The sequence below is a fragment of the Streptomyces sp. 1114.5 genome (assembly GCF_003635085.1).
Classification (GTDB): Bacteria; Actinomycetota; Actinomycetes; order Streptomycetales; family Streptomycetaceae; genus Kitasatospora.
Genome location: NZ_RBXE01000001.1, coordinates 3904173 through 3925429, shown reverse-complemented (window position 1 = coordinate 3925429; position 21257 = coordinate 3904173). Strand labels below are relative to the sequence as shown.

Sequence of the window (21257 nt, the reverse complement as noted above, 5' to 3'; positions counted from 1 at the left end):
GTGGTGACGCGGCGACGGGCTCGGCTCACGTGAAGACGTGGTGGTACGGCACGTTCCACTCGTTGGGCAGCCGCGGGTAGAAGGTGTTGATGATCGTCCCGGTGAAGTCTCCGCCCCAGTTGTAGGTGGTGCGCACCTCGTTGTCGGGCGTCACCGCGTAGTCCTTGAAGCCGAGGATGGCGTCGGGGTGGGTGATCGGCACGAAGGTGATCCCGCCCCACGGTGTCACCGAGACGACGAAGAGCTGGGTGTCCTCGGGGGCGCCGTTCTTGCCGCGCCACTTGTCGCCGACCTTGCTGGGGAGGCCGACCTGCACGGTGTCGGCCGCCGTGGCCTTCGGGGCGTCCTGGTGGACGCTGATGCGGCGCCGCTGCGGCTTCGGGGTGCCGTCGTCGCCGCGCCCGGCGGCGGTGCCGGCCGGATCGATGGGCGCGGGCATCGTCTGGCCGGCGGCGCTCTCCAGGAAGTAGAGCGGTCGCTGCCCGAAGAAGCCGCCGGGCGTGATGTACCAGAGGTGGCCCTTCGCGTCCTTGGTGTCCGGGTCCAGCGTGGTGGCCAGCTTGACGCCCTTGTCGTGGACGGAGTCCTTGAGCTCGACGGGCCGCAAGTAGCCGCCGTTGAAGGCGTGCACGAGCATGACCGGGCGGTTCTCGATCAGCGCCGCCACGATCGCGTTGTCGTAGCTGTTCACCGCCACCGGGCCGCCGACCACCAAATTCGCCATCGCGGTGCGTTCTTGGGTGTACATCGCGGAAACCTCACCTGTTCGGGATGTGGGAGAACAATGCGTCGGACGCTCGGTTCAGGAGTGCATTGCACGGAAACTGCCAGCGGCGCCACGGTTCCATAATCACCAACTGGTGTGTAGAGCACGGAGGTTGCTTCACCCGAACGAGTGTCATGCGGGGACAGGTCGCTTCCGGCGATAAGGCCCGTGCTAGCTTCGGTCGCCGGAACGTGCGCACAATTCTGTTCCTATTTCACCGAGTTCACCGATCGCGGTTCGACCGGATCATTCGAGGACATCATCCGAGGACGGGGAATGCCTTCCAACGCATACAACCTGGATCGGGCCAAGCGCCAGCCGCTGACCAAGAAGAACCTGCGGGAACTGGGCATCGAGCAGACCTGGCAAGCCATCCTGGAGCACCCCAGCCTGGTCTACGTCGACGATTACGGCGTACAGCACAAACCCGTCGGCTTCTCCGTCAACAAGGCGAGCTTCGGCACCTTCCCCGGTACGGCCCACCAACTCGGCTGGCTCGCCTACATGAACCTCGGCGAGCCGCTGATCGAGGAGCGGCGCGACATCCAGCAGCCGCCGCCCGACATGTTCTCCTCGCGCAGCTACGTCAACCGCAGCCTGACGTCCGACATGAGCTTCACCGACACGGTCGACTTCACCGTCTCGAACGCCGTCACCTGGTCACTGCAGGGGTCGTCCCAGCTGACCTTCGGCGGCAACGTCAGCGCGCAACTCCAGCTGCAGTTGCAGAACCAGCTCCAACTGAGCCTCCAGGGACAGCTCCAGGGACAGCTCCAGGGACAGCTCAGCGCCCAGCTGCAGAACGCCATGGCCAACAAGTGCACCGCCACGGTGACCAACAAGAACAGCAAGGACAACGTCGGGTTGGACAACGCGAACGCCACCGAGAACGGCGTGACCAACACGATGTCCACTACGGCGCAGGCCTCCGCCACGGCCACCGCGACATCCTCGATCACGGACTCGGTGGCGTTCACGACCACGGGCAGCGCCACCGGGAGCGCGCAGCTCAACGCCGCGTTGATGCAGGGCATCACGGCCTCCGTCGGTGGCACCCTGACCACCAGCTGGAAGTCCACCTCGCAGATCTCCGGCAAGGTCCCGCCGACCACCCGGATGGCGACCATCGCCAGCCAGCGGCGCACCCGCAAGCAGTACTCCTACGAGATCCCGGTGACCTTCTCCGGGCTGCTCGCCGTGCAGTACGACGTGCCGGTGGCGGTTCTTTCGCCACCGCAGCCCGGGGACTACCCCGGCCTCGCCAAGGTGGTGGCCCGCGACATCGCCGACCTCGACCTGGCGGGCGGCGGCTTCCGGATGAAGGGGCTGGCCGAGGTGGTCTCCGCTCTGGAGGTCCACCACACGATGTTCGACGGCGAGAGCCTGACCGACAGCGAACGAGACCTTTTCAAACTGCCCTGACCGAGCTGTTCCAACAGCCGTGAACGGGCGCGGCGCCGCCACGACGACCAGAGGTGACAACCATGGTGTTCGGCAACATCTTCGAATCCGCGGGCACGGGCGCGGGGCTCTTCTCGGTGATCTCCGACGGCGACAAGCCGGAGCCCGGCGCGGACGTCGACTTCGAGGACTCCGACGACGAGACGTACGACGACACGACCACGAGCCTGTTCACCAGCGGGATCCACGGGGCCAACAACCGGGCAAAGATCGTGCAGGAGCAGTCGCCCGAAGCACGGGCCATCCTGGGTTTCCTCGGCTCCTTCGTCCAGACCACCCAGGCCTCGGCCGGCACGCAGGCGCAGTACGCCAAGGACCCCGGTTCGGTCTCCACGGCCGCGGCCGGCCGCATGCGGGCAGCCAGTCCGACGGTGACCCAGAACGACGATCTCCAGAAGGCCCCGGACTTGGTGAGCAGGCCGAAGAGGGACGACTACAAGAAGCCCCCCAAGCCGGAGAAGCCGACCGTGGAGGCCCCCGAGCCCCCCGCGACGCCCGAGGCCACCAAGCCGACCGCGGAGGCCCCCGAGCCCCCCGCCACGCCCAAGGCCACCAAGCCGACCGCGGCCGACCCGTCGAGCTCCCAGTAGCGGTCGACCGCGAAGGGGGTCAGGGGCGCTGCCGCCCCTGACCCCCTTCGCATGTGTCAGAGCTCGTGTCAGACGGGGAGCAGCTGCCACTGCCGGTTGCGGTGGTCGCCGTCCGCCTCGTACTGCTTGATCGCCGCCGGCCCCGTGGCGTCGACGCGCAGCACCAGACCGCTGTGCCGGTTGGCGATCTCGAACACCCGGGGGCTGTCGCTCGCGGGGCCGATGGGGATCAGCCGCCACTGCTGGTGGTGTGCGTCAGCGCCCTGGTAGGCGCCCTGCGCCGCCACCGCACCGGCGGCCTCCTCCGCTTCGAGGATCTCCAGGACCTTGCCGCTGCGCACGTTCTCGAACCTGTAGAGCACCTCGCCGTCCTGCTGGCCCGCCACCACCAAGCGCCACCGCTGGTGCTCCCGGGGGACGGCGAGGGACTGGTGGATCTCGGCCCCGTCCTCGGTGGACTCGCGCAGCACGCCCATCCGCAGCCTGCTGCGGACGTTGGCCCAGGAGACCACCGTGCCCGACGCGGGCAGACCGGCCATCAACGGCGAGGCGATCTTCCGGATCCGGTGACCGCCGTACTCGGCGATGTAGAGCGTGTCGACGCTGTCCAGGGCGAGCGCGGACGGGAGGCTCACCTGGGCCTTGTCGGCCGGGCCGTTGTCACCGGTGGAGGCGGCGGTGCCGGTGCCGGCGATGGTGGTGATCGTGCCGTCGGCCGCGACCTTCCTGATCCGGTGGTTGGCGTGGTCGGCGATGTAGAGCACGCCGGTGCTGTCCACCACCACCGCCAAAGGGCTGTTCAGTCGGGCCTTGGTGGCCGGGCCGTTGTCACCGGTGGAGCCGGCGGTGCCGGTGCCGGCGATGGTGGTGATCGTGCCGTCGGCCGCGACCTTCCTGATCCGGTGGTTGCTGCCGTCGGCGATGTAGAGGGCGCCCGCGCCGTCCACCGCCAGCCCGCGCGGGTAGTACAGCTGGGCCTTGTTGGCCGGGCCGTTGTCACCGCTGAAGCCCGCGACCCCGGTCCCCGCGACCGTGCTGATCCGGCCGTCCGCGGTGATCCTCCTGACCCGGTGGCCGTTGTAGTCGGAGACGTAGAGGATGCCGGTGCTGTCCACCGTCACCGCCAACGGGTAGTTCAGCTGGGCCTTGTTGGCCGGGCCGTTGTCACCGGTGGAGGCGGCGGAGCCGGTTCCGGCGATGGTGGTGATCGTGCCGTCGGCCGTGATCTTCCGGATCCGCTGGTTGGCGGCGTCGGCGATGTAGAGGGTGCCCGCGCGGTCCGCCGCCAGTCCGCGGGGCTGGTTCAACTGGGCCTTGTTGGCCGGGCCGTTGTCACCGCTGAAGCTCGCGGAAGCGGTGCCGGCGATGGTGCTGATCCGGCCGTCCGTGGTGACCTTCCGGATCCGGTTGTTGCTGTAGTCGGCGATGTAGAGGGTGCCCGTGCTGTCCACCGTCACCCCCAGCGGGTAGTTCAGCTGGGCCGAAGCGGCAGGGCCGCCGTCCCCGGCGAACCCTCCTGTACCCGTCCCCGCGGCCGTGGCGATCGGAGGGACGGACGGGTTGTTGGGAGTGCTCATCGTCATTCCTTCGGTCGTGGTGCCCGACATTCGGTCAGATGGGGAGCAGCTGCCACTGCCGGTTGCGGTGGTCGCCGTCGGCCCCTCGCTGCTGGACGGCCGCGGGGGTGGTGGCGTCGACGCGCAGCAGCAAGCCGCTGTGCCGGTTGGCGATCTCGAACACCCGGGGGCTGTCGGTCGCGGGGCCGATGGGGATCAGCCGCCACTGCTGGTGGTGTGCGTCAGCGCCCTGGTAGGCGCGCTGCGCGACCACCGTCCCGTGCACCTTCAGCCCGTCGGGGACCTCCAGGACCAAGCCGCTGCGCACGTTCTCGAAGGTGTAGAGCACCTCGCCGTCCTGCTGGCCCGCCACCACCAGGCGCCACCGCTGGTGCTCCCGGGGCGCGGCGATGACCTGGTGGATCTCGGCCCCGTCCTTGGTGGACTCGCGCAGGGCGCCCATCCGCAGCCTGCTGCGGACGTTGGCCCAGGAGACCACCGTGCCCGACTCGGGCAGGCCGGCCGTCGCGGGTGAGGTGACCTTCCGGATCCGGTGGCCGCCGTACTCGGAGATGTAGAGGGTGCCGACGCAGTCCAGAGCGAGCCCCAAGGGGTTGTTCAGCTCGGCCTCGTCAGCTGGGCCGCCGTCGCCGGTGGAGTCGGCGGTGCCGGTGCCGGCGATGGTGGTGATCGTGCCCTCGGCCGTGATCTTCCGGACTCGGTGGCTGTTGTATTCGGCGATGTAGAGGACGCCCGTGCTGTCCACCACCAGCCCGGTCGGACAGTTCAGTTGGGCCTCGTCGGCTGGGCCGCCGTCGCCGGTGGAGTCGGCGGTGCCGGTGCCGGCGATGGTGGTGATCGTGCCGTCGGCCGTGATCTTCCTGATGCGGTGGTTGTCGGCATCGGTGAAGTAGAGGGTGCCCGTGCCGTCCATCGCCAGCCCATGCGGGCGGTTCAGTTGGGCCTGGTCCGCAGGCCCGTTGTCGCCGCTGAACCCCGCGGCACCGGTGCCGGTGTCGGTGCCGGCGATGGTCGTGATCGTGCCGTCGGCCGTGATCTTCCTGATGCGGTGGTTGTCGCGGTCGATGAAGTGGAGGGTGCCGGTGCTGTCCACCACCAGCCCGGTCGGACAGTTCAGTTGGGCCTTGGCGGCCGGGCCGTTGTCGCCACTGAAGCCCGCGGTGCCGGTGCCGGCGATGGTGGTGATCGTGCCGTCGGCCGTGATCTTCCTGATGCGATGGTTGTCGCCGTCGGTGAGATAGAGAGTGCCCGCGCCGTCCACCGCCACCCCGCGGGGGTAGCTCAGTTGGGCCCTGGCGGCCGGGCCGTTGTCGCCACTGAAACCCGCGGTGCCGGTGCCCGCGACCGTTCCGATCCTCCCGTCGGTCGTGACCTTCCGAAGCCGGTGGTTGTCGCGGTCGACGAAGTAGAGGGTGCCGGTGCTGTCCACCGCGATCCCGAACGGGCGGTTCAGCTCTGCCCGGACCGCCGACCCGTTGTCCCCCTTGGGGCCCGGGACTCCGGTCCCCGCCACCGTGCTGATCACGGGGGCGGGGCTCTCGCTGCCTGTGGTTGCCTCAGGAGCAGTGCTCATCGTCATCCCTTCACCGTTCACTGGCCGCCTGTTGGTCTTTTGCAGGGGGCTGTCGGGTGATTCCAGAAAGTCATATGGACATGGGGATGGCAATTGCCCGTCCGAGTGCTACCTCGCGCAACAGGTTGACGTGCCTGGTGGATGGTCAACTTGTCGGAAGATCAGTGCATGAGTGAGATCCGGACACAAGGGAGCCGGCAGCGCTGGAGCCACTCGCGCACCAGCTCGACGTCCCGCCGGCCCGAATCAGCGACGCCGGGCACGAACCCTGCCCTCAGCAGCCCGAGGTGGCGCGGGCGCACCTGCGCCGGTCGGACAGGAAGGGCAGGGAGCCAAGGGTCGCGCTTCAGCTGCTCGACCCTCGAGCGTTCAGGTGCGTGGAAAAGAAAGCGGTCAGCTTGTCGACGGCCGCATCGATGTACTCCTTCTTGTCATACAGATCGACGTGACTGGCGCCTTCGATCCAGTACAGCTCGGCCGGGCCGGTGGCACGCTGATGTGCCTGGACGGCCATCCACGAGGTGACGGCACGGTCGCCGACGATCTGCAGCATCGGACGCGGGCCGATCAGCGGGACGGCGAAGAACGGGTCGTAGCCGGCCAGGCGGTCGATGCTTTCCCAGGCCAGGAACTTCGCGGACCGTTCGTGCTCGCCGCGCGTGGTGCAGTAGTACTCGAATCCTTCGACGCCGTGCTCGCCGCCCAGCGCGTGTGCCTGCTCGGCGCTCCGCGGGAACATCGTCATCACACCGGGGTCCTTGCCGCGGGCGGCTGCGGTACGGGCCCGGGCAGCCGCGTCCAGCAGGGACCGGAAGACGGCCGGGTTCTGCCCCCCGTCGGCTCCCAGCCGGAACTGGCGGGAGGGGTCGGCGGTGCACACGGCGGCCACCGCCCGCACCCGGCTGTCACTGCCGGTCGCGGACAAGGAGTACCCTCCGGACGCGCAGATGCCGAGCAGGCCGATTCGGTCCTCTGCGATGTCGTCACGCGCGATGAGGTAGGACACCGCGGCCTTGAAATCCTCCACACGCTGCGCCGGGTCCTCCAGGCCCCGCGGAAGACCGCCGGACTCGCCTTGGTGGGCGGCGTCGAAGGCGAGGGTCACGAACCCGCGCTCGGCGAGCCTTTGCGCGTACGTCCCGGAAGTCTGCTCTTTCACCCCTGTTCCAGGATGGCCTACCACCAGCGCGGAAAGAGGGCCCGCAGTGGGGGTGTCGGGAGTGTACAGGTGCGCGGCGATCTCGATGTCGGCACTGTCGAAACGGATGTCGGACCTGGCCATGCGGGCACTCCTTTGAGTCGGTCGGTTCGTGGGATTTCCGGCAGGTTCCGGACGCGTGAGGATGGGACTGTCCCTCCCGGGCCGGAGGCCCCTGCCCCGGTGCCGCGGGCTGGGCGTGCGGGCCGAGGCAGGAGCGGTGTCAGACCTGGTTCCAGTACTCGTCGAACTTGGTACCGATGACCCTGGTCGAACCACAGAGAAGGGCGAGCAGCGCACGGATCCGGGCGCGGTTGTTGTGGCCGTCCGCAGGAGTGTGTTGCGTCTCCTCCGGCCGCGCGCGGCGGTTGGGCGCGAGACGCCCGCCACACCTGCACGGGACGCGGATCCGATCCTGACGTGTCAGCACGGACCGACGCATCAGTCGTATGACTCAATACGGCCGATTTCGACGTCGAGGCGGATCAGGGTGCCCTCGACGGTGGGGAGTTGGCCCTGGTGGTCGCTCCAGGCGGAGCGTCGCCGGACGCGGGGGTGCAGGCGGTGCCAGGCGCGGACGCGGGCGGTGCTGCGGGAGGCGCAGGCCGTGTGGGAACGGGTCGTGATCGCCCGGGAGACGGTGGGCGAGGTCCTGGCGGAACCTCGCGGACGCGGGGAGGAGCCCACACTGGTCGCCCCCGGCCCGGGTACTGGCCAGGGTTCGACACTGGCTCGACGGGCCCGTGGTCCCGGGATCGTGATCGGTGGACGCCGACCGGCTTCCGTTGCGGCGAAGGAGTTGACGAGGGTGGAGCCTGGCGGCAAGGGCAGGCCGGACGGGACGGGGGATCCGTTGTCGCCGCAACTGCGCGGACGCGCCCGGGAACAGGAAGTACTCGATCGGCTGTTGCTCGACCTGCGCCGCGGACACAGCCGCGTACTGGTCCTGCGCGGGGAGTCCGGCATCGGCAAGACCGCGCTGCTCACCTATCTGGCCGGTCGCGCCCCGGCAGGCCGCGTCGTCCGCACGGTCGGGGTGGAAACCGAGTTCGAGATCGCGTACTCGGCTCTCCAGCAGATGTGCGCTCCGCTGCTGAGCCAGCTGGACCGGTTGCCGGCGGCGCAGCGAGCCGCTCTGGCGACGGCGCTGGGGCTGGAGCTGGGGCTGGGGCTGGAGCGCGGACCGAGCGATGGCGGATCGCCTGGCGGTCTGCTGACCGGACTGGCCGTGCTGGGCCTGTTCGCCGAGGCCGCCGCTGTCGAGCCGCTGGTCTGTGTCGTGGACGACGCGCAGTGGATCGACGGGATCTCCGCGGCCGTCCTCGCGTTCGTCGCCCGGCGGCTGGACGCCGAGTCCGTGGCCCTGGTCTTCGCCGTGTCCACCTCGGCGTCGGTCCGCACGCCGACCAGCGCCGGTCTCCTTGCCGGCCTGCCTGAACTACAGGTCGACGGGCTCCGCGACGACGACGCCCGGGCGTTGCTCGACTCGGTGCTGCCCGGTCCGGTGCACCCCCGCGTACGGGACGCGATCGTCGCCGAAGCACGCGGCAACCCGCTGGCGCTGATGGAGCTGCAGCGCGGTGAGAGCGAAATCAGGAAGAGGTAGGGGGACACATGACCGGGTTGCAGCGATGGGGCGTCACCACGGCGATGGTGGGCCGCGAGGACGAGCAGGCGGAGCTCGTGGCGTTCGTGACGTCCGCCACGGGCCAGGCTCTCGTCCTGCGAGGGGAGACGGGGGTCGGCAAAAGTTCGTTGTTGGGCCACGCCGCCGCGCTGGCGGAGCAGGAGGGCCACGTCGTCCTCCGGGCCGCCGGTGTCGAGGCGGAGTCCGAGCTGCCCTATGCCGGGCTGCACCAGTTCCTCCATCCGCTGCTCGCCGACGTCGCGCGGCTGGACGACGGGACCCGGGCGGTGTTCGACGCTGTGTTCGGCGGAGTGCAGGGCGATCCGCCGTCGGTCATGGCGCTCGGCATCGCCGTGCTCAGCCTGTTGTCGCTCTCCTCCGCACAGCGGCCGCTGTTGTTGGTCCTCGACGACGCGCAGTGGCTGGACGACTCCAGCGCCGACATCTGCGGGTTCGTGGGCCGACGCCTGGCCGGCAGCCCGGCGAGGATGCTGGTCGCGGTCCGCACCGACCTCACGTCCCGCTTCGACACCGCCGCACTGCCCGAACTGCCGATCACCGCCCTCACCGACGAGGACGCGGCCCGCCTGCTGGACCACCGGTACCCGGAGCTGAGCCGACGGGTCCGTCGAATCGTCCTGGAGCAGGCCCAGGGCAACCCCCTGGCCTTGGTGGAGCTGCCCGCCCACTTCGCCGGCCGGTCGAGCGACCTCCCGGTAGAAGATCTGATCGGTCAGCACGGCGTGCCGCTGCCCCGGCGGCTGCAACGGCTGTTCGGCACCCGCATCGCCGCCCTCGACGAGCGGGTGCGGACCCAGCTGCTGATGGGCGCGCTCGACGGCGCCGGGACCCCGAGCGGCACCGACGCCGGCCCCGGCACCCGCTACAGCATGCGCGACGCCGACACGGCGGTGGCCGCTGGTCTGCTGGACATCGACGTGGTCACCGCCGATCTCGTCTTCCGCCACCCGCTCGTGCGGTCCGCCGTCATGCGGATGGCCACTCCCAACCAGCGCCGCGCCGCGCACCTGGCGCTGGCGCAGTTTCATCGGGAGAACCTCGAACGCCGGGCGACGCACCTGGCAGCGGCAACGGTCGATCCGGACGAGGACGTCGCCGGCATTCTGGAGGCGGCGGCCGAGTCGGCGACCCGGCGCGGCGGCGCGCTGGCCGCCGTGACCTGGCTGACCCGGGCCGCCGAGCTCAGCGAGAACCACGCCGACCGGTCCCGGCGACTGACCAACGCGGCCTTCGTCGCCGGTCACGCCGCTCGCCTTGGTCAAGCGCACCGTCTGGTCCAGGCAGATCTCGCACCCGGCTCGACGGACTCGCCGGCCTCGGTGCTGGCGGCCGCCTACCGGGCGCTCTACCAGGACGGGGACGTCCGCTCCACGCACCGCCAGGTCTCGGCCGCGATCGAGAAGCTCCGGGACGCAGGGACAGCCATCGCCGGCGAGGCCGCCGAACCCGACGAGGTCCTCACCCGGCTGGTGATCCTGCTCCTGGCCATCAGTCAGTTCGGCGGGGACCGCGCGGCCTGGGAGAGCACGCGCGAACTCCTCGCCTCCATGGGCGACCTCGTCACCGAACACTCGCGCCTCTACAGCGACACGTGGAGCGATGTGACCAGGCACGGAGCAGGCTGGGCCGGGCCGGTGCGACAGGCCGCCGCGAACCTGTCCGAGCTGGAACCCTGGGCCGTCACGCGGCTCGGCGCGTCCGCGTACCACCTCGACGTCCTGAGCCACTACCGCCCCCACCTCCAGCGCGTCGTGGACCGCGAGCTGGAGACCGGAGCCGTGGCCACCGGCATGGTCATGCTGCACCAGATCATGCTCGACCAGATGACGGCCGGCGAATGGGCCCAGGCCGAGGACACCGGACAGCGCGGCCTGGACCTGGCCACCGAGCACGGCCACCACCTGTTCGCCGCCCAGAGCCGCGCGTACCTGGCCCAGCTGGCGGCGCTGCGCGGTCAGGTCGGGCGGGCGCGGGACCTCCAGGCCGAGGTGGACGCCTGGGCCCGCCCGCGCGGTCTGGGGTTCCTGGCCCAGGTCGCCGACTCCGCCGGCGCGACCGCCGCGCTGAGCTCCGGCGACTACGAGACCGCGTACCTCTACGCCATCGGCATCACACAGCCGGGGACGTTCCGGCCCTACGCGTACCAGGCCTCGCGCACCCTGCTCGATCTCGTCGAGGCCGCCCGGTACACCGGACGCGTCGAGCAGGCCCGGGCGCACGCACTCGCCGCGCGCGACACCGGTCTGCCGAAGGTGTCGCCCCGCCTGGCACTGATCACCTACGGCGCGCTGGCGATGACCGCCGAGGACGAGCGGGAGGCCGCCGAGATGTTCACGCGGGCCGAATCCCACCCGGACGCCGACCGCTTCCCGTTCGAGCTGGCCCGGATCCGGCTGGCGCACGGCATCCGGGTGCGCCACGTCCAGGGTCCGGAGGCGGCACGACAGTACGTGGTCCCGGCGGCCGAGGCGTTCGAGCAGCTGGGTGCGGCCGGCTGGACCGAACGGGCCCGGGCCGAACTGCGCTCCACCGGGGTTGCCCCCCGCGTCTCGACGCTCAACCTGGCCTCGCTGACCTGGCAGGAACGCCGCATCGCCGACCTGGCCGCCAGCGGCCTGACGAACAAGGAGATCGGCCAGCGGATGCACCTGTCGCCACGAACCGTCAGCTCACACCTGTACCGCATCTTCCCCAAGCTGGGCATCACGGCCCGGGCGGCGCTGCGCGACGCACTGAGCCGGACCGACGCGGCGCAGGTCTGATGCCCGCGCTCAGCCCCCCGCGACCACGGCCTCGACGCCGTTGGCGGCCAGCCAGACGAGGACGTGGTCGGCCACCGAACGCCAGCCGCTGTCGAACACCAGGGAGTGCCCTCGATCAGCGAACTGCTTCAGGTCCGTCACGGCGGAGGAGTCGCCGTAGAGCTTGTAGACCGAGCGGGTCACGGCGTCCGGGACGATCCGGTCCTCCTGGCCGGACACGAGCAGGAGCGGTCCGCGTGCCGAGTTGGCCGCGTTCACGACGGTGTCGGCCGGCCCGGCGGCGGTGCGGTCGAGTCCGAGGTCCGCGAGCAGCCGGAGCGGGGCCGGGACGGCGTACCGGTCGAAGAGCTTCTCGGCCTCCTCCTCTCCGACCGCGTTGACGACGAGGTGTCGGAACCGGGCGCGCGGCAGCAGCCCGAAGCCCGGGTTCCGGGTCGTGCCGGCCGACATCGGCGACCACGGCCGGGGCCGGCCGTCGTCCAGCGGCACACCGCCGGGCGGCAACGGAGCGAGGGCGACGGCGGCACGGCCGAGGCCGGCCGCGAGGAGGTGCTGGGCGATGAGGCCGCCGACCGAATGCCCGATGAGGACCGGCGGATTGTCCAAGGTACGCACCACCTCCTCGTAGTGGGCGGTGAGCGCGGCGAGCCCGAGGTCGCGCAGCGGGCCGGGGTCGCGGCGGGCCTGGTCGGCGGTGGGCGCTTCGCCGGGCCAGCCCGGGACGCACACCGCGTAACCGTGCGCGGTGAACCGTTCGGCCCAGCCCTCCCAGGAGGACATGTGGAACCACGCACCGTGGATGAGGACGACGGGGGTTTGCTTCACGGCCAGACCTTCCGATTGCGCACACGACGACCCGCCGGCATCGCGGCGCTCCTTCGAGGATCACCGAGCGCTAGGACGGCGGAAACAGTCGAATGACTGAATCTGGCGGCCCGGCAGACCCTTCGTGCGTCTGTGAGCCTCTTCGTGCGTCTCGACGTCATGTGACCGATGCGTCGGGCCGGTGACCGAAGAACAGTGGAGGCATCAGCAGGTCTCCAGGAAGGATCAGACATGATCAACAGGCGTACCTTCACCAAAGCGGTCGGTCTCGGCGTGGGCGCCACGGCCGTGTCGCTCGGCGCGGCATCGAACGCGCCTGCCGCCTTCGCGGGCGGTGCCGACCGGCCCGGCCGACCGGCCCCGGTCATCCCGGCCGTCGCCCCGGGCACCCACACCACGTTCAAAGACCTGAAGCGCATCCGGGCCGGCGTGCTCGACATCGGCTACGCCGAGGCCGGCCCGAAGCACGGGCCCGTGGTCATCTGCCTGCATGGCTGGCCCTTCGACATCCACAGCTATGTCGACGTGGCGCCGCTGCTGGCGGACGCCGGCTACCGGGTGATCGTGCCGTACCTGCGAGGCCACGGCACCACGAACTTCCTGTCCCCGACCACCGTCCGCACCGGGCAACAGGCCGCGATCGCCCTCGACGTCATCGCCCTGATGGATGCCCTGAAGATCCACAAGGCGGTGCTGGCCGGTTTCGATTGGGGCTCGCGCGCCGCCGGAACCGTCGCGGCGCTGTGGCCGGAGCGGGTCAAGGCCCTGGTGGCGGTGAGTGGTTACCTCATCGTCAACGTCCCGTCGCAGAAGAACCCGTTGCCGGCGAAGGCCGAGCACACCTGGTGGTACCAGTACTACTTCGCTACCGACCGCGGCCGCGTCGCCATGGAGACCAGGCAGAACCGGCACGACCTGTGCCGGCTGGTGTGGGAGGAGACATCCCCGACGTGGAACTTCGACGACGCCACCTTCGAGCGCACGGCCGCGGCGTTCGAGAACCCTGACTACGCCGCCATCGTGATCCACAACTACCGCTGGCGCCTGGGCCTGGCCGACGGCGAGCGCTGCTACGACCGCTACGAGCAGCTGCTCGCGGCCCGACCGCCCGTCACGGTACCGACCATCGCCGTGGACCCTGCCCTCGACCCGTTCCTGCCCACGACCGACGGCAGCGGGTACCGGCAGTTCTTCACCGGCCCCTACGAGCACCGCGTCCTCGCGGGCATCGGCCACAACGCGCCGCAGGAGGCGCCGACGGCGTTCGCCCAGGCCGTGGTGGACGCCGACCATCTGTGACCCACAAGCGTGTCGACCACATGGAGGTACGAACGTGAGTGATCCCAGTCACGGCACGCACGAACAGGCGACGGAAATCCGCAAGGCCCGATTCGGCGCGCTCCCGGAACGCGTCCTCTTCGAGGACATGGTCGAGGAGAAGGCGGTGCTGCCGGCGTATCGGGCGGTGGACGCCCACGACCCCGATGCGCTGGCGGTCAGGTTCTCCTGCCTGGCAGCGGATCCGGGCCTCTGAGCACAGCAGGTCAGGCACGACGCGGCACCGGCGACAAGACGTTCTCCGCCGATGACGGCACATCAGTCACCTGACGCCCGGTCGTCGAGGCCGCTCGGAGGCGCGGAGGGGCCCGGAAGCGTGAAGTCACATGACCGATGCGCCGGGAACGGTCCGAGGGCGACAGTGGGGACCGCCGGATCCACCGCACTGTTCGAAATCCCTTGGAGTGTTTCCATGTTCAGCATCCAGAACGGCCGCACGCGCCGCTTCATCGCCGGCGCCGCCACCCTCGTCGGCGCGTTCGCCGTCGTCGGCACCGCGAATGCCGCGACCCAGGACTCGGCCGCCGACCGGGCCCCGAAGCCGACCGTCGTCCTCGAACACGGCGCGTTCGCCGACGGCTCCAGCTGGGACGGCGTGATCGCCAAGCTGCGCCGTGACGGCTACCCGGTCGTCGCGGCCGCCAACCCGCTTCGCGGCCCGGCCTCCGACGCCGCCGCGCTGCGCAGCCTCGTCGACCACATCAAGGGCCCGGTCGTCCTGGTCGGCCACTCCTACGGCGGTTCGGTCATCAGCGAGGCCGCCGTCGGTGAGCCGCGGGTCAAGGCCCTCGTCTACGTCGCCGCGTTCCTGCCCGCGCCGGGAGAGTCCGCGCTGCAACTGACCGACCAGTTCCCCGGCTCCACCCTGCCCGGCACGCTGGACCCGGTGCCGTTCACCAACGCCGACGGCAGCACCGGCACCGACCTGTACATCCAGCAGGACAAGTTCCGGGCCCAGTTCGCCGCCGACGTCCCGGCCGACCGGGCCGCGCTGGCGGCCGCGTCGCAGCGGCCGATCGCACAGGCCGCACTGACGGAGAAGGCCACCGCAGCCGCCTGGCAGACCGTACCCAGCTGGGACATCGTCACGACCGAGGACCTCAACATCCCGGCCGCCGCGCAGCAGTTCATGGCCGAGCGCGCCCACGCCCACACCACCGAGGTGGCCGCGTCCCACTCCGTCGCGGTGTCCCACCCGGGCCTGGTGACCGGGGTCGTCGAGAAGGCCGCCCGCGCCACCCGCTGAAGGCCCTGCCCGGCGGCCGGCTACTGCCCGGCCAGGGCGCCGTCGAGCTCACGGCGGGAGGAGATCCCCAGCTTGGCGAAGACCTTGCGCAGGTGCCACTCGACCGTGCGGGGGCTGAGGAACAGCCGCGCTCCGATCTCCGCGTTCGGGTGCCCGCCGGCCGCGAGGCGGGCGATCTGCGCCTCCTGCGGAGTCAGGACCGGCGCGCCGGGGGCCCGCTTGCGGACGGTCTCGCCGGTGGCGAGCAGTTCTCGCCGGGCCCGCTCGGCGAACGCCTCCATGCCGAGCGGCTCGCCGAAGGACGCGGCGGCCGCCCGGCCACCGCGCGCGAGGGCCCGGTCGGCGGAGCTCTCCAGCGCGGCCGCCACCTGCTCGTCCGGCCCGACCGCGGCATGGGCCCGGTGCCAGGCCTGCCGGTCAGGGTCGCGCTCGGCGTCGGTGGCCGGCGCGTCCTCGACGGCGTCTGCCTGACCGCCTCCCCCGGCCACCGGATCGGCCTGATCGGGGAGAACGGCGCCGGCAAGTCCACCCTGTTGCGGGTTCTCGCCGGCACTCCACCGTGCTCGACCATGGCGACGGCCTGCAGTGCTTCGCCTTCGGCACCTACGGCACGGCATCAATGCCACTGGTAGAAGGAACCGTCGGCCCGCCGGAACGAACGTGGCGCCGGCGCAGCCCTGTCGGCCGGCGGCGCCCGCCGCGCAGACCCGCCGAAGCCCTGGGTGTGTCCTGCAGTCAAATGACTGATGTGTGCCGGGGACGGGTCGGCGACAGTGGTGCGAGCCGGGGGTGCCCGGCGGCGGGCGCGTCCGGCGTGCCGCGCGCTCGTTGATAGATGAGAACGAGGAGTAACAGAATGACCATCAGTCAGCGGCCTGGCGGGAAGTGGAAGACGGCCGCGGTCGCCGCGGTCGCGGCACTGGCCGTCACCGGCGCCATCGCCGCGCCTGCCAGCGCCGCACCCCAGGTGGTTTCGGCGGCGGACCGCCTGAGCATGGGGACCCAGGACCTGTACGAGGCCGCGCAGTCGGGAGAGCCTGCGAAGCCCCGCGACCACCCGGCCGGGCGCCCGCTGCTCCCGCACCGCTGGGTATCCGTGCTCGGTTACGGCGTCGTGCAGGCCCTGAATCAGAAGACCCACTTCGGCTGGCAGCGCAACTACAAGGACTGGTCGGTCGCCATCGTCGGCAACAACATCCAGGGCAAGGAGGTGACCATCTACACCAAGATCACCAACCTGATCTACGGTGAGGGCGGCGTCATCGGCGCCCGGACGGCTCCGACGGGACAGGTGGCGGTCGCGCACAACACCATCGTGGCTCAGGGGAACGTCAACATCGTGACCGAGATCGTGAACGTCCACCTCATCAGCCCCCAGTTCCAGGACGTCTACAGCGGCCAGTGCTATGCCCAGGAGGACCTCCGAAACAGGATCAAGGCAGAGCTCGCCTGCACGCTGGGCTGAGCCGTAGCCGGGCGGGCCCGAGCGTGTTGCGCTCGGGCCCGCCCGCTCACCGGCCCCGCCAGGTGGAGAGGGACCCGTCAGGGAGCGCCCGGCGCGCATGGATCGGCTCGGCACCGTCCGACACGGTTCGGCCCTGATGCCGTCAGGAACATCTCACCCGAGATCCTTCGACATGCCGCTTCCGTTGGTGACGATGCGTAGTGGACCAGTCGGACAGGAAGGCGGCCGGCCGACAGGCCATACCCGCGCCAAATCCACCGATCGCTGTCGGCGCACGGCTCCGCCGCGCCGGGGGCATTCACCCGTTCGGGTCACAGGTCGACAGGGCGGCCCTTCGATGGACGAGTATCTGACAACGTGTCACTGGCATGCGAGGAAGGGCTACGGCGGCTGTTCCCCAGCAGGCCGCAGCGGCGCAGATACGTTTCTCCCCCACATGGGCCGGACGTCCTGCACCCGTGTCGACCGGAGCGGTGCGAGAAGGAGGAGGGGTTGATGCGGGTCGGGGTCGTCGGGGGCGGGATTGCGGGACTGAGCTGCGCGCTGAGCCTGCACGCGGCCGGGTTCCGCCCGTGGGTGTGCGAGGCGGCGCGGACGATCGAGGCGGTGGGCGTGGGGATCAACCTGCTGCCGCATGCCGTCCGGGAGCTCGCCGAGCTCGGCCTGGCCGACGAACTGGCCGCGATCGCCCTCGCGCCGCAGCGGCTGCGCTACTACGACCGGGCCGGCGCACCCGTGTGGGACGAGCCGCTGGGTACGGCGGCCGGTTACCGGTGGCCGCAGTACTCCGTACACCGCGGCCGCCTGCACACCCTGCTGGCGGCGGCGCGCGAGCGGCTGGGCCCGGACGCCGTGCGCACCGGGCGGCGGCTACAGCACTTCGAGACGGTGCCGGGCGGCGTCCGGGCCCACTTCCTGGACCGGCCGACCGGGGCGACGGTGGTGGAGGAGGCCGAGGTGCTGGTCGGCGCCGACGGCATCAACTCCGCGGTCCGGGCCCGGCTCCACCCGCACGAGAGCGCCGCCCGCCGGCACGGCGTCCTGATGTGGCGCGGCACCGCGCCCCACCCGCGACTGCTCGACGGCCGCTCGCTGGTGGTGGCGGGCGGCACGCCCGGCGCGAAGTTCGTCGCCTACCCGATCGCCCCGGCCGCCGAGCCCGGCGAGGATCTGCTGAACTGGGTGCTGGAGGTACCCGACGAGCCGCCCGCAGCGGCGCCGGGGCACTCCGGTCGTCCCACCACCCCCACCGAGGCCCGCCCGGTCACCGCGGCCGAGGCCCAGGCCCGCCTGCGCGAGTGGCAGCTACCGTGGATCGACCTACCGGCCCTGGTTGGCCGCACCTCCCCCGTCCTCGCGTACCCGATGGCCGACCGCGACCCGCTGCCGTCCTGGAGCGCGGGACGGGTCACCCTGCTCGGGGACGCCGCCCACCCGATGCTCCCGATGGGAATGAACGGCGGCTCGCAGTCCGTGATCGACGCCCGGGTCCTGGCCTGGTGCCTGGCCCGGGAGGCCGACCCGGTGGCCGCCCTGCGGCAGTACGACGATCTGCGCCGCCCGGTCCTGAACGCGCTGGTCCTGGCCAACCGCGCCCTCGGTCCTGAGGAGATCATCGCCCGCGCGGCCGAGCACGGTGGCCCACTGCCCGCCGACCGAGCCGCCGCCGTCTCCGGACGATACAAGGAGCTGTCCCTGGCCACCGTCGCCGACGTCAACGACCGCCCCTCCTGGACCGTCCCGCGGCCCGACGTCCGCTGACACCGCCGCGCCCCCGAGGCTGGCGGTGTTCTCCGGGAAGATGCCGGACTGCACGGTCCGGATTCCCGGCGGCGTCGGTGGAGGCCAGCAGGGCCTGGAGCAGGGCCACCCCGACGCCCCGGCCTTGGGCGTCGGGGTGGACGTGGCTGGAGGGCGCGATCACGGAGGCCGCGAGGCCCTCCACGCCAAGGCAGGCTTCGGTGTGGTCGGCACCCGCGAACGCCTCGGCCGCCACAACGGCCGCTGGCGCGACGTCGTGTTGGTGGAGCGCCGCAGCCCCGTCATCTCCTGACCGGCCTGGCGGCCTGGCGGACGTTCGCCAGGCCGCCAGGGCGAGTCAGAACCGGCCGGCCCCGATCAACTGGCCGGGGCGGCCGTTTGCGGCGGGGGCGAGGTCACCGACGACTACGCCACCGTGCGCTCCGCCCAAGGCGGTCGGCCCCTACCTGGAGTTCGTCCGCACGCCGGACACCGAGAGCGTGTGGAGCCGCGTTCACCTCGACGTCCGCCCGTGCCGCGGTGACGACATGGCGGCGGAGGAGTCCCGACTGCGCGCCCTTGGCGCCCCCGACCCCGGTGTCGGCCGGTCCGCGATCTCCTGGACCGTGCTCGCCGACCCGCAGGAGTACGAGTTCTGCCTCCTCACTCCCTGCTGACCGACTCCGGCCCCTGATCGTTCGTTTCCGTTCGACGGCCGCCGGTGATGCGTTAGGTTCCGTGTCGTGACTGACAACTTCGGGCGCCTGCTGGCCGGGCGGTACCGGCTGCGCGACGTGCTCGGCCGGGGCGGCATGGGGACGGTCTGGCGGGCCCACGACGAGCAACTGGACCGGGAGGTGGCCGTCAAGGAACTGCGGCTGCCCGAGGGCATGGAGCCCGCCGAGCGGGAGTCGTGGATCGGGCGGCTGGACCGCGAGGCCCGTGCCGCCGCGAGGCTCAAGCACCCCGGGGTCATCACCGTCCACGACCGGGTGGCGGGGGAGGACGGGCTGCCGTGGATCGTCATGGAACTGGTCCGCGGGCGCTCGCTGGACGACCTCCTCCAGGAGGAGGGCTCGCTGCCGCCCGAGCGGGTCGCGCGCATCGGTCTGCAGGTCCTTGAGGCACTGCGGGCCGCTCATGCGGCGGGCATCACCCACCGGGACATCAAGCCCTCCAACGTGCTGCTGGAGGGCGGGCGCGTCGTCCTGACCGACTTCGGGATCGCCGCCGTCGAGGGCGACCTGACGCTGACCCGCTCGGGCGCGCTCCTCGGCACGCCGGCCTACATGGCCCCCGAGCAGGTCCGTGGGCTCCCGGCGACGGCCGAGTCCGACCTGTGGGCCCTGGGCGCGACGCTCTACACCGCCCTGGAGGGCCGTCCGCCGTTCGCCGGTGCGGGCGCCGGGGCCGTGTTCCTGGCCATCGTCACGGAGGAGCCGACACCGGCCGCCCACGCCGGGGCGCTCGCACCGCTCCTGACGGGCCTGCTCCGCAAGGCGCCCGCGGACCGCCTGACGGCCGAGGCCGCCCACGAGCTGCTCTCCGGACGCGCCCTCGACACCAAGCGCCTCCCACGGGACTGGGCGCCGCCCGCCGCCTCGCACCCGACGCCGGGCACCATGCGCCTGGCGCCACCGGTGGAACGGCACACGCGAACCCGCCGCGCGCTCCTCGCAGTTGTCCTGGCGGCTGCCGTCGCCGTTGCGACGTGGAAGCTGTGGCCGGAAGCGGCATCCGACGCCGGGAGGACTGCGGCCACCAGTGCGCCCACCACGACCGCCAGCAGTGCCGGCACCAGCTCCAGCACCGCGCCCGCGCCGACTCGGACGCCGACCCCGACCCCGGTGCGCACGCCGACCTACACGCCGAAGCCCGCCGTCCCGACGCTCGACCGTGCGGCCGTCGACCGGGTCTTCCAGGTGTACATGAACGGCCTGGCCAACCACGACATGACGGCCCTGCGCAGCGGGACCTGCCCCCGGCTGCGCTCGACGCTGCTCGGGTTCGCGCTCAACGGCTACTACGTCGCGCGCTGGCAGCTCCAGCCGTACGACATACCCGTCGGGACGGACCAGCTCAGCGTCGAGGCGACGGTCACCCAACAGGACCCGAACACCGGGCGCCTGGCGGGCGACGTCAACTACCAGTGGATCGTCGAGCGGGACGCGGACCAGAACTACTTCGTCTGCGGCTGGCTCAACCAGCGCTGACCGCCGCCCGCGGGCATGTCAGGCCGGCCGCTCGGCAAGCCGCGCACGGCAGCAGTCGGCGAAGCAGTCGGAACTGAAGCAGACCCCGGTGCGGTCGTCGAAGAACCCGACGGTCGCCGGGTTGTCGAACAGTGGCGGCCGGAACGCGGTGAGCGTCCGGTCCCCCACGTCGATGGACTGACCCGGGTTGAGCAGGTGGATCCGGTCCATGGGCAGCGGATGCTCCGTCGATATGATCCCGGCGCCCACGAAGGTGGTGATCACCCGCGCCTGCGGGGCGGCGTCGCAACACGCGCCTCGAACTGGAGCTCAGGGATCCGGTGGCCTCGCCTGGACCGTCAGTCGGTGACGCCGGCCAGATGGCGAGCGAAGTAGGCGGTGAGTTTGCCGACAGCGGGGTCGATGTACTCGGCCTTGTCGTAGAGGTCGACGTGGCCGGGGCTTCAGTCGTATGACTCAAGTCAGCGGATCTCGGTCGGTGCATCCGGACAGCCGCCCGCGCTTGGACGTCCTGAGGCTGAGGAAGCGGCCCTTTCAATGCTTCCTGGACACATGGAGCTGAAGGATCATCAGCCAGTTGTCATCGGATGTCAGGTGACGAGGTGCCGCCGCGCCATCTCGCCGAGTGTGGGGTCTCGGTGTCGCCGCCTGCCGCGCAACGGACGGTCGAGCTGACGGAGCAGGAGAGCCGGATCGCCAGGCACGCACGGGACGGCCGTTCGAACGCGGAGATCGGACCGAGCTCTTCCTCAGTGCGCGGACGGTCGAGTGGCACCTGCGCAAGGTGTTCACCAAACTCGGCATCAGCTCACGGCGGGAGTTGCACACCGTGCTGCCGTAGCCGTTCCACGAGCC

The 21257-nt window shown here is 71.2% G+C and carries 15 protein-coding genes and 7 pseudogenes; 14 read left to right on the top strand and 8 right to left on the bottom strand.

Going from position 1 to position 21257, the window contains the following annotated elements; all coding sequences use genetic code 11:
• Positions 1-25 precede the first annotated feature (25 nt).
• Positions 26-748 (bottom strand): hypothetical protein, encoded by a 723-nt coding sequence (locus BX285_RS17645; RefSeq protein WP_097238858.1) that lies wholly within the window; start codon positions 746-748, stop codon positions 26-28.
• A gap of 294 nt (positions 749-1042) precedes the next feature.
• Here BX285_RS17645 and BX285_RS17640 point away from each other — a divergent pair, with 294 nt between their 5' ends.
• Together BX285_RS17640 and BX285_RS17635 are read left to right on the top strand one after the other, a co-directional pair.
• Entirely contained in the window at positions 1043-2188 is a 1146-nt protein-coding gene (locus BX285_RS17640) for a hypothetical protein (RefSeq protein WP_121175632.1), read from the top strand.
• Between the two features lie 62 nt (positions 2189-2250).
• Positions 2251-2817, top strand: a complete 567-nt coding sequence (locus BX285_RS17635) for a hypothetical protein (protein ID WP_097238856.1) — start codon at positions 2251-2253, stop codon at positions 2815-2817.
• Between the two features lie 68 nt (positions 2818-2885).
• On the opposite strand, the gene BX285_RS17630 is transcribed toward BX285_RS17635, so the two are convergent.
• The 3 genes from BX285_RS17630 to BX285_RS17620 form a co-directional block, all read right to left on the bottom strand.
• On the bottom strand, positions 2886-4400 hold the full coding sequence (locus tag BX285_RS17630) for an RICIN domain-containing protein (RefSeq protein WP_121175631.1): 1515 nt from the start codon (positions 4398-4400) through the stop codon (positions 2886-2888).
• A gap of 28 nt (positions 4401-4428) precedes the next feature.
• Complete coding sequence (locus BX285_RS17625) at positions 4429-5967, bottom strand: RICIN domain-containing protein (protein WP_121177603.1); 1539 nt, start codon at positions 5965-5967, stop codon at positions 4429-4431.
• Positions 5968-6313: 346 nt separating this feature from the next.
• Entirely contained in the window at positions 6314-7249 is a 936-nt protein-coding gene (locus BX285_RS17620; protein WP_121175630.1) for an alpha/beta hydrolase, read from the bottom strand.
• Between the two features lie 724 nt (positions 7250-7973).
• Between BX285_RS17620 and BX285_RS17615 the strand changes: the two genes are divergently transcribed.
• Positions 7974-8771: an AAA family ATPase gene (locus BX285_RS17615; protein ID WP_220783914.1), complete on the top strand. Its 798-nt coding sequence runs from the start codon at positions 7974-7976 to the stop codon at positions 8769-8771.
• 8 nt (positions 8772-8779) lie between these two features.
• A complete protein-coding gene (locus tag BX285_RS17610) occupies positions 8780-11575 on the top strand; it encodes a helix-turn-helix transcriptional regulator (protein ID WP_259470560.1) in 2796 nt (931 codons plus the stop codon).
• A 9-nt stretch (positions 11576-11584) separates the two neighbouring features.
• Here the strand turns inward: BX285_RS17610 and BX285_RS17605 are convergent, their stop codons facing one another.
• The gene (locus tag BX285_RS17605; protein WP_097238851.1) at positions 11585-12400 is read right to left on the bottom strand and encodes an alpha/beta hydrolase; all 816 of its coding nucleotides are present in this window, start codon (positions 12398-12400) and stop codon (positions 11585-11587) included.
• Positions 12401-12631: 231 nt separating this feature from the next.
• Between BX285_RS17605 and BX285_RS17600 the strand changes: the two genes are divergently transcribed.
• From BX285_RS17600 to BX285_RS17590, 3 genes are all read left to right on the top strand, one after another.
• Complete coding sequence (locus BX285_RS17600; RefSeq protein ID WP_121175628.1) at positions 12632-13699, top strand: alpha/beta fold hydrolase; 1068 nt, start codon at positions 12632-12634, stop codon at positions 13697-13699.
• Positions 13700-13733: 34 nt separating this feature from the next.
• Positions 13734-13934 carry a hypothetical protein gene (locus BX285_RS17595; RefSeq protein WP_121175627.1) on the top strand — a complete coding sequence of 67 codons (201 nt, stop codon included), beginning with the start codon at positions 13734-13736 and terminating at the stop codon, positions 13932-13934.
• A gap of 216 nt (positions 13935-14150) precedes the next feature.
• On the top strand, positions 14151-14984 hold the full coding sequence (locus BX285_RS17590; RefSeq protein WP_121175626.1) for an alpha/beta fold hydrolase: 834 nt from the start codon (positions 14151-14153) through the stop codon (positions 14982-14984).
• A gap of 20 nt (positions 14985-15004) precedes the next feature.
• On the opposite strand, the pseudogene BX285_RS17585 reads toward BX285_RS17590, so the two are convergent.
• Positions 15005-15262: pseudogene (locus BX285_RS17585) on the bottom strand (helix-turn-helix transcriptional regulator); the annotation flags it as partial.
• A gap of 114 nt (positions 15263-15376) precedes the next feature.
• Here BX285_RS17585 and BX285_RS17580 point away from each other — a divergent pair.
• The 3 genes and pseudogenes from BX285_RS17580 to BX285_RS17570 form a co-directional block, all read left to right on the top strand.
• A pseudogene (locus BX285_RS17580) lies at positions 15377-15538 on the top strand (ATP-binding cassette domain-containing protein); the annotation flags it as partial.
• A 302-nt stretch (positions 15539-15840) separates the two neighbouring features.
• Positions 15841-16449, top strand: coding sequence for a hypothetical protein (locus tag BX285_RS17575; RefSeq protein ID WP_121175625.1), 609 nt, complete (start codon positions 15841-15843; stop codon positions 16447-16449).
• A gap of 495 nt (positions 16450-16944) precedes the next feature.
• Positions 16945-18210, top strand: coding sequence for an FAD-dependent monooxygenase (locus BX285_RS17570; protein WP_121175624.1), 1266 nt, complete (start codon positions 16945-16947; stop codon positions 18208-18210).
• 15 nt (positions 18211-18225) lie between these two features.
• Here the strand turns inward: BX285_RS17570 and BX285_RS38445 are convergent.
• Positions 18226-18361: pseudogene (locus BX285_RS38445) on the bottom strand (GNAT family N-acetyltransferase); the annotation flags it as partial.
• 24 nt (positions 18362-18385) lie between these two features.
• Between BX285_RS38445 and BX285_RS38440 the strand changes: the two are divergent.
• The 3 genes and pseudogenes from BX285_RS38440 to BX285_RS38435 all read left to right on the top strand — a co-directional run.
• Positions 18386-18502: pseudogene (locus BX285_RS38440) on the top strand (N-acetyltransferase); the annotation flags it as partial.
• 99 nt (positions 18503-18601) lie between these two features.
• Positions 18602-18866, top strand: a pseudogene (locus BX285_RS37355) (VOC family protein); the annotation flags it as partial.
• 66 nt (positions 18867-18932) lie between these two features.
• Positions 18933-20402, top strand: a complete 1470-nt coding sequence (locus tag BX285_RS38435; RefSeq protein ID WP_259470559.1) for a serine/threonine-protein kinase — start codon at positions 18933-18935, stop codon at positions 20400-20402.
• Between the two features lie 60 nt (positions 20403-20462).
• On the opposite strand, the pseudogene BX285_RS17545 reads toward BX285_RS38435, so the two are convergent.
• Positions 20463-20684 (bottom strand): annotated as a pseudogene (locus BX285_RS17545) (MBL fold metallo-hydrolase); the annotation flags it as partial.
• A gap of 389 nt (positions 20685-21073) precedes the next feature.
• Here BX285_RS17545 and BX285_RS39485 point away from each other — a divergent pair.
• Positions 21074-21243, top strand: a pseudogene (locus BX285_RS39485) (response regulator transcription factor); the annotation flags it as partial.
• Positions 21244-21257 lie beyond the last annotated feature (14 nt).

Excerpts from the sequence above, each read along its gene's own strand:
- BX285_RS17635 (WP_097238856.1), top strand. The coding sequence starts at position 2,251 with ATGGTGTTCGGCAACATCTTCGAATCCGCGGGCACGGGCGCGGGGCTC.
- BX285_RS17620 (WP_121175630.1), bottom strand. The coding sequence starts at position 7,249 with ATGGCCAGGTCCGACATCCGTTTCGACAGTGCCGACATCGAGATCGCC.
- BX285_RS17645 (WP_097238858.1), bottom strand. The coding sequence starts at position 748 with ATGTACACCCAAGAACGCACCGCGATGGCGAATTTGGTGGTCGGCGGC.
- BX285_RS17630 (WP_121175631.1), bottom strand. The coding sequence starts at position 4,400 with ATGACGATGAGCACTCCCAACAACCCGTCCGTCCCTCCGATCGCCACG.
- BX285_RS17625 (WP_121177603.1), bottom strand. The coding sequence starts at position 5,967 with ATGAGCACTGCTCCTGAGGCAACCACAGGCAGCGAGAGCCCCGCCCCC.
- BX285_RS17640 (WP_121175632.1), top strand. The coding sequence starts at position 1,043 with ATGCCTTCCAACGCATACAACCTGGATCGGGCCAAGCGCCAGCCGCTG.
- BX285_RS17600 (WP_121175628.1), top strand. The coding sequence starts at position 12,632 with ATGATCAACAGGCGTACCTTCACCAAAGCGGTCGGTCTCGGCGTGGGC.
- BX285_RS17590 (WP_121175626.1), top strand. The coding sequence starts at position 14,151 with ATGTTCAGCATCCAGAACGGCCGCACGCGCCGCTTCATCGCCGGCGCC.
- BX285_RS17610 (WP_259470560.1), top strand. The coding sequence starts at position 8,780 with ATGACCGGGTTGCAGCGATGGGGCGTCACCACGGCGATGGTGGGCCGC.
- BX285_RS17570 (WP_121175624.1), top strand. The coding sequence starts at position 16,945 with ATGCGGGTCGGGGTCGTCGGGGGCGGGATTGCGGGACTGAGCTGCGCG.
- BX285_RS17575 (WP_121175625.1), top strand. The coding sequence starts at position 15,841 with ATGACCATCAGTCAGCGGCCTGGCGGGAAGTGGAAGACGGCCGCGGTC.